16 protein-coding genes and 1 pseudogene are annotated in these 16,199 nt (G+C 66.3%); 7 read left to right on the forward strand and 10 right to left on the reverse strand.

Annotated features, from left to right (window positions below; all coding sequences use genetic code 11):
• Nucleotides 1-166: 166 nt before the first annotated feature.
• The 3 genes from ACODT0_RS30910 to ACODT0_RS30920 form a co-directional block, all read right to left on the reverse strand.
• Complete coding sequence (locus ACODT0_RS30910) at nucleotides 167-499, reverse strand: hypothetical protein (protein WP_261217573.1); 333 nt, start codon at nucleotides 497-499, stop codon at nucleotides 167-169.
• Between the two features lie 460 nt (nucleotides 500-959).
• The gene (locus tag ACODT0_RS30915) at nucleotides 960-1,328 is read right to left on the reverse strand and encodes a hypothetical protein (RefSeq protein WP_261217575.1); all 369 of its coding nucleotides are present in this window, start codon (nucleotides 1,326-1,328) and stop codon (nucleotides 960-962) included.
• Between the two features lie 71 nt (nucleotides 1,329-1,399).
• Nucleotides 1,400-2,077, reverse strand: a complete 678-nt coding sequence (locus ACODT0_RS30920) for a TetR family transcriptional regulator (RefSeq protein ID WP_057591499.1) — start codon at nucleotides 2,075-2,077, stop codon at nucleotides 1,400-1,402.
• Between the two features lie 145 nt (nucleotides 2,078-2,222).
• Here ACODT0_RS30920 and ACODT0_RS30925 point away from each other — a divergent pair, with 145 nt between their 5' ends.
• Nucleotides 2,223-4,277 carry a carboxylesterase/lipase family protein gene (locus ACODT0_RS30925; protein WP_261217577.1) on the forward strand — a complete coding sequence of 685 codons (2,055 nt, stop codon included), beginning with the start codon at nucleotides 2,223-2,225 and terminating at the stop codon, nucleotides 4,275-4,277.
• A gap of 96 nt (nucleotides 4,278-4,373) precedes the next feature.
• Nucleotides 4,374-6,443, forward strand: a complete 2,070-nt coding sequence (locus ACODT0_RS30930; RefSeq protein ID WP_261217580.1) for a carboxylesterase/lipase family protein — start codon at nucleotides 4,374-4,376, stop codon at nucleotides 6,441-6,443.
• A 62-nt stretch (nucleotides 6,444-6,505) separates the two neighbouring features.
• On the opposite strand, the pseudogene ACODT0_RS30935 reads toward ACODT0_RS30930, so the two are convergent.
• Nucleotides 6,506-6,990 (reverse strand): annotated as a pseudogene (locus ACODT0_RS30935) (NAD(P)(+) transhydrogenase (Re/Si-specific) subunit beta); the annotation flags it as partial.
• 34 nt (nucleotides 6,991-7,024) lie between these two features.
• Nucleotides 7,025-7,867, reverse strand: coding sequence for a TetR/AcrR family transcriptional regulator (locus ACODT0_RS30940; protein ID WP_489043023.1), 843 nt, complete (start codon nucleotides 7,865-7,867; stop codon nucleotides 7,025-7,027).
• A gap of 108 nt (nucleotides 7,868-7,975) precedes the next feature.
• Between ACODT0_RS30940 and ACODT0_RS30945 the strand changes: the two genes are divergently transcribed.
• From ACODT0_RS30945 to ACODT0_RS30955, 3 genes are all read left to right on the forward strand, one after another.
• Nucleotides 7,976-8,449: a nuclear transport factor 2 family protein gene (locus ACODT0_RS30945; protein WP_489043024.1), complete on the forward strand. Its 474-nt coding sequence runs from the start codon at nucleotides 7,976-7,978 to the stop codon at nucleotides 8,447-8,449.
• 23 nt (nucleotides 8,450-8,472) lie between these two features.
• The gene (locus ACODT0_RS30950; protein ID WP_489043066.1) at nucleotides 8,473-9,909 is read left to right on the forward strand and encodes an MFS transporter; all 1,437 of its coding nucleotides are present in this window, start codon (nucleotides 8,473-8,475) and stop codon (nucleotides 9,907-9,909) included.
• 441 nt (nucleotides 9,910-10,350) lie between these two features.
• Nucleotides 10,351-11,409, forward strand: coding sequence for an alpha/beta hydrolase (locus ACODT0_RS30955; protein WP_489043025.1), 1,059 nt, complete (start codon nucleotides 10,351-10,353; stop codon nucleotides 11,407-11,409).
• Nucleotides 11,410-11,471: 62 nt separating this feature from the next.
• On the opposite strand, the gene ACODT0_RS30960 is transcribed toward ACODT0_RS30955, so the two are convergent.
• Nucleotides 11,472-11,591 carry a hypothetical protein gene (locus ACODT0_RS30960; protein WP_413765709.1) on the reverse strand — a complete coding sequence of 40 codons (120 nt, stop codon included), beginning with the start codon at nucleotides 11,589-11,591 and terminating at the stop codon, nucleotides 11,472-11,474.
• On the opposite strand from ACODT0_RS30960, the gene ACODT0_RS30965 reads away from it, so the two are divergent.
• A complete protein-coding gene (locus ACODT0_RS30965; protein ID WP_413765720.1) occupies nucleotides 11,535-11,696 on the forward strand; it encodes a hypothetical protein in 162 nt (53 codons plus the stop codon). The genes ACODT0_RS30960 and ACODT0_RS30965 overlap by 57 nt on opposite strands.
• Nucleotides 11,697-11,773: 77 nt before the next feature.
• Nucleotides 11,774-11,950 (forward strand): hypothetical protein, encoded by a 177-nt coding sequence (locus ACODT0_RS30970; protein WP_413764950.1) that lies wholly within the window; start codon nucleotides 11,774-11,776, stop codon nucleotides 11,948-11,950.
• A gap of 378 nt (nucleotides 11,951-12,328) precedes the next feature.
• Here ACODT0_RS30970 and ACODT0_RS30975 read toward each other — a convergent pair whose 3' ends face one another.
• From ACODT0_RS30975 to ACODT0_RS30990, 4 genes are read right to left on the reverse strand one after another with little or no spacing between them, the layout of a single operon-like run.
• The gene (locus tag ACODT0_RS30975; protein ID WP_489043026.1) at nucleotides 12,329-13,105 is read right to left on the reverse strand and encodes an enoyl-CoA hydratase/isomerase family protein; all 777 of its coding nucleotides are present in this window, start codon (nucleotides 13,103-13,105) and stop codon (nucleotides 12,329-12,331) included.
• Nucleotides 13,102-13,920: an enoyl-CoA hydratase gene (locus tag ACODT0_RS30980; RefSeq protein ID WP_296736611.1), complete on the reverse strand. Its 819-nt coding sequence runs from the start codon at nucleotides 13,918-13,920 to the stop codon at nucleotides 13,102-13,104. Before ACODT0_RS30980 ends, ACODT0_RS30975 begins: the two co-directional genes overlap by 4 nt.
• The gene (locus ACODT0_RS30985; protein ID WP_489043027.1) at nucleotides 13,917-15,110 is read right to left on the reverse strand and encodes a CaiB/BaiF CoA transferase family protein; all 1,194 of its coding nucleotides are present in this window, start codon (nucleotides 15,108-15,110) and stop codon (nucleotides 13,917-13,919) included. The genes ACODT0_RS30980 and ACODT0_RS30985 overlap by 4 nt, the downstream gene beginning before the upstream one ends.
• A 23-nt stretch (nucleotides 15,111-15,133) precedes the next feature.
• Entirely contained in the window at nucleotides 15,134-16,192 is a 1,059-nt protein-coding gene (locus ACODT0_RS30990) for an ABC transporter ATP-binding protein (RefSeq protein ID WP_057590457.1), read from the reverse strand.
• Nucleotides 16,193-16,199 lie beyond the last annotated feature (7 nt).

A 16,199-nucleotide genomic window follows, 5' to 3' on the forward strand; every position in this document is an offset into this window, starting at 1 on the left:
TCCGAGGCCATCGTTGCGACACGGGCAGAATAGCCACACGACGTCTGCATCGAAATCCAAGAACCCGACAAACACGGCGAAGCTACAAGCTCGGCCGTCGAGACGGCAAGCGCTGCCGTGAATGATCAAAGCAGCGCGCGCTCGAGCGGACCCATCTTTTCTTGTGCTACTGCATTCGTGCAGAGGTGGGTGAGTCGGAAGACGGTGATCTGCGACGCCGCGTGACGATGCGTGACATTCGTTGGCGCCACAGCGGCGGCCGCGAAGGCGACTGCGGGTAGTCGAATTTGGCGAGCTCTTCACGCCCCTTTTGCGTGACTGCGAGCACCTGAGCAGCCAAGCCGTCGCCCGCCAGCGTGAGCGGATTGGTTGGCGCCGGAACCAGCGCCACAACCAGGCCCGCCGCTCTGAGGATGCGGACTTGGTCGATGTCTTCGGGTCGATAGAACGAGACCGGCAGGCGGGACGTCGCGATCTGCCGCAACAAGTTCATGGTCATGAAAACCTCCTTTTTAGTTGACCAAAACTTCGACGGTGATCAATCTAGGTCCCACTCGGCAAGATTTCAAGAGACGTTCGACTTGTCACAGCGATCCTAAAAAAAGAGCCCGGCACTGGGCCGGGCTGAGGTTTACAGCAAGGTGCCACGACGCAGCCGTGGCGTCAGAAATGTAGGGTTCCCGCGCTTTACGCCATGTCAGACAGCTTTGATTCTTTGCACGTCGAAGGCGCGGCGGCGCGAGGACGCGGGAACGCGAAGAGCAAGAGGAACGCGGGTGACGCCGAGAACGTGAACAGAAGCTGGCGGCGACCGAGCGCCTACTGCAAGCTTGCTGCAACCTGGCGCTCCCAGCCGGAGGCGAGAGGAACGCCTCGATGAGATCTTGTTTCTCAACCGGTGGTCCGGCCAAAGATCACGCTGTCGGAGGCAAGCTTGCCGCTGATCTCAACACGGGCACCTAGACAGCCCGCGAGGCATGCGCAAACTCAAACTGATCGCGGGACTCGCTGATGGCCTCAAAGAGATCTGGTTCTTCCCAGAGTTCGCGCAGCAGCTCATCGGCCCGCACACGCAAAGGCGTGACCTCCGCATGGCCGAGCGGACCGAGCCGAATCATCGCCTCATAGACCGCCGCCTCAGCTGCAGCCCACGCCTCATAGCGTTTATCGAATGCAATGGTGGTCATTCCGAACTCCTGGGTCATCGTTTCTACCCTGGGGCCTGCAAGATCGATGTAGGACTTTTGACTATCCGCAAGACAAGCCGTTCGCCAACGGGTGCGCGGTGTCGGTCGGCGCCACGAGCCATGGTCGATGAAGCTGATCATGGAAGCCGTGGCGTCTGGTCGGGCGCACTGCATTCAACGGCACGCCTGCCGATCCTGCTCAAGCTCGAGCGTCACGGATGCCGGATACCGGCTTCGAGATAGTCCATGAACAGCGCCCGCTCCTGTACTTCGTTGCCACGTCGCCCGATCGACAGCGGCCCGAAGGGTGAGCGCATGGCGTAGCTGCGGTACGAGATGCCGTAGTACAACGAGTTCATCGTCAGGAGGAGGCGGAACTTCAGAACTTCGAGGGGTACCGCCGGGATCAGCGCGGCAAGCCTGTCCAGTGCGAGCGTCAGTATGTCGCGGTGCATGTCGGCCGAAATTTTCTGGCCTTCCTCGCCGAAATCCCAGCCGAGCCGGCCGATGAAGCACACGGCGTCGCGGCCCAGCCCGGCCTCGGACAGCATGTCGATCATCGGACCGAAGGCTGCGTCCAGCACGTCGCGCACGGTGTGCGGTCCCCGGTCCAGCGCCTCGAGCCGCGCGCGGCAGCGCGGCTCGAGGATACGCTGGAGCATCCGCGCCACCTCGGTCACCACACTCTCGCGATTTCCGAAGTGGTAGTGCAGCGCCGACAGGTTGCCCGCGCCCGCGGCCGCGACGATCCTGCGCAGCGACACGGCATTCATGCCCTCGCGCGCGAACAACCGCATGGCTTCCAGCAGCAGGCGCTCGCGCGTGGCGGCGGCCGACGCCGCCAGCGCGGGTGGGCGTTTTTCCTTCGGGCTCGTTGCAGGACTGGGCATGGGACGCAGATTGTGACCGCTGGCCGGGCTAGGGTTAGTTCTAATTCGATTGAATTAATTCAATGGAATTATTCACCCGTTCCATCTGGGCCGGCTCGGCCCCGCGCGGGGCCCCCCGTACGTCAAATAACCGAAGGAGATATGGATGATCAAAGGCATGGCATCGCCCGAGGGGCGCCGTTGCGGCACGCGGTGGATGGCCGCTTGCGCCGCTACCGCCTTCTTGCTGGGCTGTGGCGGCGGAGGAGGGAGCAGCGCCAGTTTCATATCGTGGCCCACGGTGCCGGCGCCCGACGGCAGCCATGAGCCTGCACCGGACAACCAGCCCCGGCTCATCGGCGTGTTCGCAGGCGGACCGGTTGTTGGCCTCGACTACCGTGGCTCCGTCACAGGGGCGCGTAAGACAGATGCGCAGGGGCGCTACGACTATGCGCCAGGCGAAACGCTGAGCTTTTCGATTGGTGAATTGCCGCTGGGCACCGCGCCCGCCGCGGACGCGCTGTCGCCGCTGAGCATCGGCGGCGCCAGCTCGCCGGCCGACCCCCGCGCCACCAATCGCCTCGTACTGCTGCAGACGCTCGATGCCGACGGCGACCTCAACAACGGCATTCAGGTCACCGGCGCAATTCGCGACATCGTGTCCCGGCATGCCGCGGCCATCGATTTCTCCCAAACGGCCACGGCCTTCCGCGCAAGCCTCGCACCATTGCTCGCAGCGCTCGATGCGGCCGGCGCCTTCACGGATCTCGATCCGCGTCCGCGCAGCGCGCGCGGCGCCGTCGCCGCGCAGGAGCACTACACCCGCGCCACCGCCGCGCGCAACCTCGTGACCACCACCGGCGGTCCGCTGCGCGGCTTCGAGTCCAGCGCCACGACCTGGCAATACCTTGGCATTCCCTACGCGCAGCCGCCGGTCGGCGCGCTGCGCTGGCGCGCGCCGCAAGCGCCCCAGCCCTGGAGCGGGGTGCGTGAGGCGGTGGCCTGGGCAGATCAGGCCGCACAGGTCCAAGCGCTCGAGCGCTTCGGCGAGGGCGGCATGAGCGAAGACTCGCTGTATCTCAACGTGACGGCACCCAAGTCGGCCTCCAAGCTGCCGGTGATGGTGTGGTTCCACGGCGGCGGGTTCACTTCGCTCACGAGCAACACCAAGCCTTTCAACAACCCGAATGCCCTCGCCAGCAAGGGCGTGGTGCAAGTCTCGGTGAACCATCGCCTCGGCGCCCTCGGCTACATCGCGCACCCCGCGCTCAGCGCCGAGAGCGGTCACGGCGGCTCGGGCAACTACGGGCAGATGGACCTGGTGATGGCACTGCAGTGGGTCAAGGCGAACATCGCGGCCTTCGGCGGCGACCCCGACAACGTGACCGTCTTCGGCGAGTCCGGTGGCGGGCGCAAGGTGCTTTCACTCATGGCATCGCCGAGCGCGGCCGGCCTTTTCCACAAGGCGATCAGCCAGAGCGGCACGCTGATTCCCGACACCCGCACGCTGGCCTCGGCCGAGGCGGTCGGACTCGCGCTCCAGACGCGGCTGGGCGCGGCCTCGCTCGAGGAGATGCGCAGCCGCCCCTGGACCGAGGTGGTCGCAGCGGCTTCCGTGCTCGTGCCCTACACCAACATCGACAACGGCTATCTGCCGTACAGCGAGCGCGTGAGTTTCGAGTCGCGCCGACACAACGACGTGCCCTTCATGATCGTGGTCAACACCAACGACACCCCCGACCCGATCGAGACGGTGAAGAACGTGTTTCCCTGGATGACGACGCACAGCGCCAGCCGGCACTATGCGGCCCTCTTCAGCCAGGTGCCGGGCGGCTGGCGCGCCAGGGGCGTGAAAACGTATCACGCGGGCGAGCTGGCCTACGTCTTCAATGCGCCTGAGAGCGTCGTCACCCACTACCTGCTCGACCTGGTGATCGACCCGGCCACCGGCAGCAAGCTCGCAATTGGAGACCTCAACGGCAACGGCGTCAGCGGCTCCGCGGGCGACACGCAGGACATCCTTGCCTCGGCCGGTTTCGACAGCGCTGATGCGAAGGCCATCGAGAACAGCATGGCGATCTGGACCCAGTTCGCCAAAACCGGCAACCCAAGCGTCGCGGGATTGGTTGACTGGCCTGCCTACACGCCCGCGAACGACCGCTTCGTCGAACTCGGCGCCGCGCCCGTGGTCCGCACCGGCCTGTCGAGCGTCTTTCCCTGAGCGCGCTGCCGGAGCGCCGCGTCGCCAGATCGCGAGGAGGCGCGGCGGCGCGGCCACGCCTTTCGTTCCCGCACACCACACCACAAGGAGACCTTCATGCACTCACACACGGCCCGCGCCGAGCGGCGCCGCTCGCGCGTCCTTTGCCTCGCAGCCTGGGCGAGCACCGTCGCCCTGCTCGGCTGCGGAGGCGGCGGCAATGGCGCCAGCCTCGCGTTCGTCGCGCCGCCTGCGGGCGACACCGCGCCCGATACTCAGCCCAAGCTCACGGGCACGTTCACGGGTGACCCTGTGTCGGGACTCGATTACCGCGGCTCACTGAGCGGCGCGCGCACCACCGATGCCGAAGGCCGGTACCGCTATGCGGCCGGCGAGACCTTGAGCTTCTCGATCGGTACATTGCCGCTGGGCTCGACGCCGGCATCGGCCGCCGTCTCGCCGCTCGCCTGGGTCGGGGCCGACAGCACGACCAGTGACGTGCGTGTGAGCAACCGCCTGGTGCTGCTGCAATCCCTCGATGCCGACGGTGATCTCAACAACGGCATACAGATCACCGAAGCGATCCGCCAAGCGGTCTCGCGTCAAGCCGCCGCGATCGATTTCGCACAGCCCGCGGCCGCGTTCCGTGCCAGCATTGCGCCCCTGCTCGCAGCGATCGAGACGGCAGGCGCCTTCTCCGACCTCGACCCGCGACCGCGCACGGCCAGGACCACCGCAGCCGCACAGGAACACTACACGCGCAGCACGCGCACGCGCCACCTCGTGGCCACCACGGGCGGTTCGCTGCGGGGCTTCGAGGCAAATGCCGGCACGTGGCAGTACCTCGGTATTCCGTACGCGCAACCGCCAGTCGGTCCGTTGCGTTGGCGCGCACCGCAATCGCCCGCACCCTGGAGCGGTGTGCGCCAGGCCATCGCCTGGCCCGACCAGTCGGCGCAGAACCCGACGATGGAGGCCCTGGGCGAAGGCGGCATGAGCGAGGATTCGCTGTACCTGCACGTGACGGCGCCCAAAAGCGCGTCGAAGCTGCCGGTGATGGTGTGGTTCCACGGTGGCTCGTTCGCAATTCTCACAGCCAACTCCAAGCAGTACAACAATCCCGATGGCCTGACCACCAAGGGTGTCGTGCTGGTCACCGTCAACCACCGACTGGGGCCGTTCGGCTATCTCGCGCATCCGCTGCTCAGCGCGGAAAGCGGCCACGGCGGCTCGGGAAACTACGGCCAGATGGACCTGGTGAAGGCGCTCCAATGGGTGAAGTCGAACATCGCTGCTTTCGGCGGCGATCCCGACAACGTGACCATCTTCGGCCAATCGGGTGGCGGCGGTAAGGTCTATGGCCTCATGAACGCGCCCGAGGCTGCCGGCTTGTTCCACAAGGCCATTGTGCAGAGCGGCGCCAATGCCATCGCGACGGGCGGAACACCCGCGAGCTCGCTGGCCGGCGGCGAAGCAATCGGCAAGGCCGTGTTCGAGCGCGTCGGCGCGACCACGCTGGCACAGGCGCGCGCCCTGCCGTGGACCGCCTACACCCAAGCCGACCTCGACGCGGGCATTCCGCGCGAGACCTACCGACCCAATGTGGATCATCGCCACATGGTGAAGACCTACGGCCAGAACATGGCGGAGGGCATGCCCAGCGACGTGCCGCTGATGGTGGGTGCGACCTCGGGCGACTATCCCTCGCTTCGCGCGTCGCTGCCGGTATTCATGGCGCAGCGCGCGCCAACCTATCGCTCGCCCCAATACGTCTACCGGTTCAGCCGCGTGCCGGACGGCTGGTCGGCGATGGGCCTGCTCAGCGGCCACAGCGGCGAGTTGCCCTACCTGTTCGGCTACCCGCAGGGCATGGTGACGAACTACGTGATGGGTCTCGTGCTCACGCCGGCCGGCGCGAAGGCGCCCATCGGTGACCTCAATGGCAATGGCATCACCGGCACCGCTGGGGACGCGGCCGATGTCCAGGCGTCGATGGGCTGGGGACCGAACGACGAAGCCATCACTGAAACCACCATGACGCTATGGACCCGTTTCGCGAAGGATGGCAATCCCAGCATGGACGCGCCGGAGTGGAAAGCCTACACGCCTGCCAGCGACGCCTACTTGGAAATCGGGCCGGGCGGCGGTGCCACGCCGCGCACCGGCTTGGCCAGCGCCTTTCCCTGAACGCCACGCCACGCCGGCTTGCCCAAGGTCTCGCCTCGCGCGCAGCCGCCGGCGGGGGCGCTGCCGAAGGCGATCACCGAGCCGCTGAAGGTGATGGCGCCGATGGCCGCGCCCAGGAACAGCTCCAGGCGGTTCCCCGCGGGGATCGGGTCCCCTTGAGCGCGATGTTGGAGGCAGGCGGCTCGGCCAAGGCGGCCACCGCGATGAACACGGCCGCCAGGCCGATCATGCTGTGCATGAAGGCCACCAGCTCGGGCATCCTGGGCATCTCGACCCTGTTGGCCATGTAGGCTCCGAGGCCCCCGCCGACGACCCGCGCGACCAGCGCGACCAGCACGTAGGCCAGGCCCTCGAGATTGCCGCTGGCGAGCTTGTAGATCAGCGCGCCGGTGGTCAGCACGGCGATCGCCATGCCGGTCATGCCGGTCATGCCGGTCATGCCGGTCATGCCGGTCATGCCGACGACGTTGCCGCGGATCGAGGTGGTCGGGTGGCGCAGGCCTTGGCTAGCCGACCGTTCGCCAGAGCGTGGCACACGGCAGCGCAATGCTCTGCGCGTTCATTGCCAGTCGACCGAAAGCTCAGCCTGGATGATCGGATCGATCCAGCGCGGCATCCCAGATGCCCATGGCTTGGACCACGGATTCCTCGACGACCGCGAGCCGCACACGGTCGCGGGCCAGGACGGACAGACCCAAGAAGAAGCTGTCGAACGCGGCGGCCATTGAGGCCGGGTTCGTGGACTTGCGCAGTTCCCCGCTTTTGATGGCCCGCTCGACGCAGGTACGGAATCCAGCGCGGGTGCGACTGCGCACCTCTCGGAGCATTGCGGTGATGGTTTCGCTGCCCGACGAGCAGGCTCCCATCACGCCCAACGCAACCATGCAACCCTTTGGGTGCCCTCCCTCCCACTGCATCTTTGCCGAGCGCTTCAATGCAAGGAACACCGCTTCTCGCGGCTCTAGCGAAGGATCATGCAGGCTTCTGGTCAAGTGGCCGTAGATCTCCATGTATCGATCCAGCGCCTCCTTGTATAAGGATTCCTTGGACTCGAAGGCCGCGTAGAAGCTGGGCGCGGATATGCCACTGCCCATCGCCGCCTTCAGTTGAGACAGCGAGGTCGATTCGAAGCCATGCTCCCAGAACAGGTGCATGGCCGAGGTAAGGGCCGCATCTCGGTCGAATGCGCGCGGTCGGCCTCGCTGAGCCATGAAGATCTCCGCCAGTTCAAAATTACATACTAGTCGATACACAATAAATCGGCAAGCAAAGACCTCCTCTCCCGGCTGGCAAATCGACCGGGGGGAACCGAGCCGTTGACAGCCTTCGAACGCCGCCATATATTTGTACCAATCGATATTTAAATCGACACGTTTGAAGTATGCGCTTGAACACCAGGCGCCCGCGCAGGAAGCGGGCTCCACGCCCCGGTCGCTTCAGTCGCGCTTTTTTTTACTAATTTTTGTACCACTCGGTACATTTTCCCGGTGCGCTCACAGATCGCTCGCACCGCTCACTCACGGAGAACCCGCATGTCCCAAGAACTTGAAGCTCGCCTCGACGCCATCGAAAGCCGCTTCGCCATCGATGCCTTGATCGCCAACTATGCGGAAGCGTTCGACACGATGAATGTGGAACTCCTCGCCACCCTATGGCATCCCGACTCTCGGCTCTTGCTCGGCGCCAATGGAAACTCGGAAGGACTCGATGAGATCCTGGCGCAAGCACGCGTCAACATGAAACGCATGCCGCACATGCACCACTGGATTGCGAACGCGATCATCACGCTCGACGGCGACAACGGCCATGGGCTGGTTGCGGCGGACTGCCTCTTCTACGACGTCGAGAAGGGACCGCTGCAAGTGAGCGGCCAGTACAGGGACCTCTACCAGCGAAGAGACGGGCGATGGGCGTTCCAGCAGCGCATCTTCGAGATGCATTTCGCCACGCCGCTGCAGAACTGGACCCCCATCATGGGCACGGAACGCTTCGGTCGCCCCATCTGATGCGCGCCGCCGCAACCGAAATCATGCAAGAAACAACTTCAGACTCGCGTCGGTGGCTCGCATTCGCGGTGTTGCTGGTGGGGGCGTTCCTGCCTCCACTCGACTTCTTCATCGTCAATGTCGCGTTGCCGTCCATTCAGGGCGAACTCGGCACGAGTGCTGCTGAATTGCAACTGGTGATCTCCGGATATGCGGCGGCTTACGCGGTCTTCCTCATCACCGGTGGGCGGCTTGGCGACCTCTTCGGCCGACGGCGCATGTTCCTGCTGGGCATCAGCGGCTTCGGACTCACGTCCTTGCTGTGCGGCCTCGCAAGCTCGCCTTCCATGCTCATCGTGGGACGCATACTCCAAGGTCTCAGCGCAGCCGCCATGGCCCCACAAGGGCTGGCCTCCGTTCATGCGCTGTTCCCGGTGCGGGAGCGCTCGCGTGCGCTGGGCCTCTATGGCGCCACCGTCGGGCTGGCGGCAGTGATCGCGCAAGCCCTGGGCGGCGCATTGATCTCCGCAGACGTCTTTCACCTCCAGTGGCGAATCATCTTCCTGATCAATTTGCCCGTGGTGGCCGCGGTGCTGATCGGTGGATTGCCCTTGCTGCCGAACGTTCGTGGCGATAGCCCCGCGCCCATCGACTGGGGCGGTGTTCTGCTCTGCGCGCTCACGCTGAGCCTGCTGATCGTGCCCCTGGTGGAAGGGCGCGAAAGGGGCTGGCCATGGTGGGCATGCGCCATGCTCATCGCGACACCTTTCGCCGCGCTCGGTTTCTGGCGCTATGAAAAGGCGTTTTCTCGACGAGGCGGCGTCCCGCTCGTCAGCATCGACCTGGTCCGCATGCCGGGATTGATGAGCGGTCTCGCCGGCGTTCTTTTCTTTTACGTCGTCTCTGCCTTCTTCCTGGTGTTCTCCGTCTACCTACAGTCGGCCCTGGGACTAGATCCTTTGGCAACGGGACTGGTGTTCCTGCCCTTCGGCGTCGGCTTCTTCATCGGTCCGTTGACGACACCGCTGGCCATCCGTCTCTTCGGCAATTGGGTGCCCGCCATCGGCATGCTGCTCGAGGTGGCCGGGTGCCTGTACCTTGCGGCGCTGGTTGCTGGCGCCCCCGCACAAATGCCGGCCGAGTTTCCGCTCATCGTTGCGGTGGGACTTCTGGGTTTCGGGCAGGGATGGGCACTGCCTACCCTCGTGCGCTCGGTCATCGACCGTGCACCGGTGAGCGGCTCCGGAATGATTGCCGGCATCACCAACTCAGCCTTGCAGATCAGCGCCGCCCTCGGAGTCGCGGTCATCGGCGGCGTCTTCTTCAGCGTCGCGGGTACTTCGCCGGGCACGAGCTCCATGGCCAAGGGACTGATCGCCGCCATGCTTTGCATCGGGGCCAGTCTGACCGTTGCGGCCATCCTGTCCGTTGTGGCTTCGAGGTCGGGAAGCAGCGTCGCTCCCCGGCCGGCACCCAACTAAGGGCTGTTGGCACCACCCAATTCCGGACGGGATGGTTGAAGCTGCTTGGCCTGGAGAGCACGGCGGAGTTCCATCGGGTTGCCGCGGATGCCCGAACGGCGGCGGCGTTCAGTCGGTCGCCTGGACAGACCCACCACGGACCCGAACGGAGGCGGCTGCTTCAACGCGTGGGGCTCACGAGCCAGTCGTTGCAGCTGATCATGGACCGGGCCTGCGAGGAAAACAAGACCGATCAGTCGCCCCATGGCCTGCGGTTCATTCCAGCGGAGCCACCGCCGAGAACGCGAATCGCCCCCGCAGTACGACCGTAAGATGTGCAGACACCGCGACGAAGTCCAGGTTCGGGTCGCTCTTCGCGGTCTTCAATTCGAGATGGCGATAGTGGCCTTATAGACTTAGCCGACCCGCTCCTGCGGGATCGAGTCGAAGGTCCATGAACAAATGAATGCCTGCCTCCTCCATCTGTTGGCGAGGGCCGCCGTCGCCGTCGCCGTCGCCGTCGCCGTCGCCGTCGCCGTCACTGTCACTGTCGTCAGCGCAGCTGACGCCGAACCGCGCGAGAAGCCGCTGGAGGCGCTCGGCCCGCGGGGTCCGCTGCGGGGCACCCTGCTGTCGCCGGCTGCTCCGGATACGCTGGGCGCTCCGGTGGTACTGATCGTGCCCGGCTCTGGCCCCACGGACCGCGACGGCAACAACCCGCTGGGAGTGAAGGCCTCGACGTACCGACTCCTGGCCGAAGGCCTCGCAGCGAAGGGGATCGCGACGGTGCGGATCGACAAGCGCGGACTGCACGGCAGCGCCGGCGCGGTTGCCGACCCCGACGCGGTCACCATCGAGGACTACGCGGACGACGTGCGCCGCTGGTTCGACACGATCCGTGAAGAGTCCGGCGCCGGATGCGTCTGGGTGCTGGGCCACAGCGAGGGCGGACTGGTCGCACTGGCGGCGGCGACCGCGCGGCAGGATCCGGCCCTCTGCGGCGTGGTCCTGGTGGCGAGCACGGGCCGGCCAATGGGTCAAGTACTGCGTGAGCAGTTGCGGGCCAATCCCGCCAACGCGCTGCTGCTCGACCAGGCCATGGCCGCCATCGATGCGCTAGAAGCCGGCCGCCGAGTGGAGATGGCCGATATGCAACCGCCGCTGCGGCCTGTGTTTCACCCGAAAGTGCAAGGGTTCCTGATCAGCGCATTCGCCATTGACCCCGCGAAGTTGGCCGGCCGGTACACGAAGCCCCTGCTGATCGTGCAAGGCGGGCGCGACCTCCAAGTCGGTGTCGCGGACGCACAGCGGCTGCGTCAGGCAGCGGCGCAGTCGAAGCTGGTGCTGCTTCCGGAGGCGAACCATGTGCTGAAAGCCGTCGAGACCGACGATCGGGCCGCCAATCTCGCCACCTACGGCCGTTCGGACCTTCCACTGGCACCAGGGGTCGTCGACGCCATCGCCGATTTCGTCCTAGCGCCGCGATTGCAGCAAGCGCCTCGGACTGATGAGACACGCTGAACGGTCACCACGGGGCCGCTTCGGTCCTGAAACTCGGGCGCCTTCACGATCTGCCCAATGAATCAGCGACCACCTCGTCGACCAAACGTCATGGTCTCGAACACGCCATCCCTTCGCACCCAGGCATGAAGAAGCGCGGCGGCGAAGTGCAGCAAGAAGACGGCGAACAAGCAGAACGCCAGGAAGCGATGGGCGCTCCACAAGATGCTGTGCAACTCGGCACTGGATGGAACGATGGAGGGAGCCGCATCCCGCCCCAGCGGGGTGTCGATCGCGACCCGTTATGAGTCGACTCGCTGGCTGAACCACGGAACGCACCGCGATCAGACAGCAGGTAGTGGGTGTGTTTAGAACTTTTCATCTCATGCCCTTTCAACAGCTTGGCAAGCAGCCAGAAAACGCCGGCCTGGCGCTTGCTCAGGGCTTCGTTCGACAAGAGATGACTGCTGGTTACACGCCCTTCGTAGATTTCCACCGAAACATGGCTCGCCGCGTAGACGCCGACAAGAGGCAAGCTTGGGTGATGCTGCAACGCAAGTGAATGGCGCCGGATTCTCTATTCGACCGCCTTGCCCATCTCCTCGACCACCTTATTAGCGTCGTCTGTGTAGGCTGCTTTGCCACGGCGACCTTCACATGAGTCAACCCATCGACGCCAAGCTGAAACTGGGTCGGTGTCGCGCTGTATCGACCCAGGCCATGAGGTCGAAATTTCTGGGCCCGCCTGCATCAAGCGCGGCAACGAGGCTCCCTGAGATCGGGATGGTCGGTCCGCAGCGAGTGCTGACGACTACGAGGCATTGAGCGACGCCGAACACACTTGTCTGCGTCCTCGTCGCGACTTGGCAGAGTTGCTCTGGCGATCAAACGGAGCGCTGGCGGCCGCACTCGAGGCCATGGTTTCCAGCGCCGCTGCTCTCTATTTCCCCTGGAACTTCGCCGCTCTCTTCTGCGCCCAGGCCGATTGCCCCTCGCGCAGATCTTCCGAGAGGTAGGCCCTGCGAATGCTCGCGTCGAGCGCCTGCGGGTCGAGCGTGCCGCGCGCGATGCGGTTGAGGTGATGCTTCATGCCGGTCAGCGCGATCGGCGCCATCGACGCGCAGTCGCGCACCAGGGCACTGATCTCCTCCTCCAGCTGATCGGGCTCGACGAGCTGCGTCAGGTAGCCGATGCGCTTCATCTCCACGGCATCGATCTTGCGCGCCGTCAGGAACAGCAGCTTGGCGTTGTCCAGGCGGAGGCGGCTCACGTAGCGCTCCAGGCCCGAGCGGTAGTAGTGCAAGCCGAGGCGTGCGGCGGGCATGAACATGTCGATGCCCGTGGTCCCGACACGGAAATCGCAGGCGAGGGCGAGATCGGTCGCGCCGCCGTACACGCCGCCATGCAGCACCGCCACCGTGACTGCACGCGCCATCTCCAGCGCATCGACCACCCCCTCGAAGTCGACCTTGCGCTCTGCGCCGATGCTGCCGATGTCGTAGCCGCTGCAAAAATACTTGCCGCTGCCGCGCAACAGCAGCACCAGCACTTCGGGCCGCGCGTCGACCTCGGCAATCAGCGCGGCCAGCCGCTCGAGGTCGTCGGCGCTCAGGCGGTTGGCTTGTGCGGGGCGCCGCAGGCGAATGGTCGCGACCGCGCCCTCGATGCGAAGCTCGGGCAGGTCGGAGGACTCGGTGGGTTCGGTGATCGCGTTCATCGGCCTTGGAAAATGGGAGGACGTTTGGCGAGGAAGGCGCGGCGGCCCTCCCTGTAGTCTTCGCTGTCGAAGCATTGCAGCACGAGCGGCGCGATCTCGTCGGCCGCGGCGCTGTCCGAGTAGCGTTCGAACGCCTGGATGGCTTTCTTGGCGGCGTGCACCGTGAGCGGCGCATTCGCGGCGATCCTCTGCGCATAGGCGCTCACGGCTTCATCGAGCGCGACATCCTCGACCACCGTGTTGACCAGACCGAGCCGCAAGGCCTCGGGGGCTTCGAGGAAGCGCGCGCTGAAGAGGATGTCCTTCGCGGCCGACGGCCCGACCAGCCGCGCCAGCGCGGCCACGCCACGGTAGTCGTAGCCCAGGCCGAGCCTGGCGGCCGGAATGGCGAAGCGCGAGGACGACGCCGCGATCCGGATGTCGGCAGCCAGCGCGATGGCCAGGCCGCCGCCCACGCAGTAGCCCTGGATCATCGCGACCAGCGGCTTGCTCAACGCGGCCAGGCCGGCATGGCCGCGAGCGGCCACCTCGTCGTAGCTCTTCTTCTGCGCCGCGTCGGCGCGGTGCTGCTCGAACTCGGAGATGTCGGCGCCCGAGACGAAGGCCTTGCCACCCGCGCCCTTCATCACGACCACCCGCACGCCCGGATCGCGCTCGAAGGCCTCCGCCACCGCGCCCAGTCCCTGCCACATGTCCAGCGACATCGCGTTGCGGCGCTCGGGATGGTTGAAAGTGATCCAGCCGATGCCCTCGCGCACTTCGCCAAGGATGCGGCCCGTGCCCAGCGACTGCAGGACTCGGTCTTGCGCCTTCATGCCACCACCCCTTCCTTGCGCAGCGACGCGACGGACTCGTCGCCGTAGCCGAGCTCGCGCAGCACTTCATCGGTGTGCTCGCCCGCATCGGGCGCCGCGCGATGGAAGGCCTCGGCGTGCGGGCAGTCCGACAGGTTGATCGGCGAGCGCAGCAGTTCCAGCGTACCCAGCGCCGCATGGGGCGCCGGACGCGTCATGCGCAGGTGCCGGGCCTGCGCATCCTCGAAGGCCTGGCCGATGTCGTAGACGGGGCCGCAGGGCACGCCTGCATCGTTCAGCCGCTCCACCAGTTCGCGCACGCCCAGGCCGCGCGTGATGGCGCTAATGGCCTCCTCGAGCTCGCGCCGGTGCGCGAGACGCGAGGGCTGGTCCTTGTAGCGCTCGTCCTGCGCCAGATGCGGGGCGCCGAGCACCTCGCACAGCCGGGCCCACATCGCGGCGCCAGGCCCGCAGATGTTGACCTTTCCGTCGCGGGCATCGAACGTGCCCATCGGCACCAGCGTGGGATGCGAATTGCCCTCCTGCCGCGGCACCTCGCCCTCGACCGTGTAGCGCGCGCCCTGGAAGTCGAGCTTGTTGAGCATGGCCTCCAGCAGCGAGGTATGCACCCACTGGCCGCGGCCCGTGCGTTGGCGGTGCAGCAAGGCCAGCAGGATGCCCTGGCCCAGGAACATGCCCGAGGTGGTGTCGGAGATCGCGATGCCGGTGCGGTAGGGACCACGCCCGGGTTCGCCCGTGACCGAACTCAGCCCGCTCATGCCCTGCACGATCTGGTCGAGGCCCGGGCGGCCCGCGTACGGGCCGGTCTGGCCGAAGCCCGAGATGCTGGCCAGGATGATCCGCGGATTGATCGCGCGCAACGCCTCGTAGCTCAGGCCCAAGCGCTCCTTGACCGAGGCGCGGAAATTCTCGACCACGACGTCGCTGCGCTCGACGAGCTGGCGCAGCACGCGCATGCCTTCAGGGGTCTTGAGGTTGACGCTCAGGCTGCGCTTGTTGCGGTGCAGGTTCTGTTCGTCGGAGCCGCGGCGCGGCCCGAGCGTGGGCTTGCGGTCGGGCGGGTCGATGCGCACCACGTCGGCGCCCCAGTCGGCCAGCAGGCGCACCGCGACCGGGCCCGCGCGCGCGATGGAGAGGTCGAGCACGCGGCAGCCCGTGAGCGGCAGGTCGGATTCGATGGAATGGGGCATGGTGGACTCGTGCGGTGGATGCATCACTGGATGGCGGCCACGGCGCCGGGGTCGACATAGATCGTCGAGCGCTGGCCGATCTCGAGCACCGTGGACGGCGCCGCGTGCACCTTGAGCGACGCCCCGCCTCCGCTGGGTCGCACCAGGTAGTTCCAGTATTCGCCGAGGTAGGTGCGTCCGACGACCGAGACGTCGCCCAGCGCCACCGCGCCCGCGGGCGCGGCATCGAGGTACAGCGACTGGGGCCGGATCGAGGCCAGCAGGCGGGCGCCGCCGGCCGCGCCCCCGGGCAGCGCGAAGCCCGCCGCCAGCCCGTCGAGCCGCAGGCGGTCGCCGTCGAGCTCGCCTTCGACCAGGTTGGTCTTGCCGATGAAGCCCGCGACGAAGGGCGTTCGCGGGCGGTTGTAGAGGTTCCACGGGGTGTCGATCTGCTCGAGCCGGCCCTGGTGCAACACCGCGATGCGGTCGGAGATCGCCATCGCCTCGGCCTGGTCGTGCGTCACGTAGACCGTGGTGAAGTGGAACTGGTCGTGCAGCCGGCGGATCTCGGTGGCCATCTCCTCGCGCAGATTCGCGTCGAGATTGGACAGCGGCTCGTCGAGCAGCAGCACTTCGGGCCGCACGATCATCGCGCGCGCCAGCGCCACGCGCTGCTGCTGTCCGCCCGAGAGCTCGGCCGGATAACGCTGCGCGAGGGCGCCGAGCTTGACCACGTCGAGCATCTCCGCCACGCGCCGCGCGATCTCCGCATCGGGTGTCTTGCGCACCCGCAGGCCGAAGCCCACGTTCTGCGCCACCGTCATGTTCGGCCAGATCGCGTAGCTCTGAAAGATCATCGACATGCCGCGGTGCTCGGGCGACACCGAGCGCGCGGGCGACGAGATCTCGGCGCCGTCGACCACGATCGTGCCGTCCGACGGCTCGATGAAGCCCGCGATCATGCGCAGCGTGGTGGTCTTGCCGCAGCCCGAGGGGCCCAGCAGCGTGACCAGTTCGCCGCGCTGCAGCTGCAGCGAGACCGCATCGACCACCGGCGTCGCGCCGTAGCGCTTGCTGAGGTTCCTGAGTTCGAGTTTGGACATGCGTCGG

This window comes from Variovorax sp. FG153, assembly GCF_057809595.1.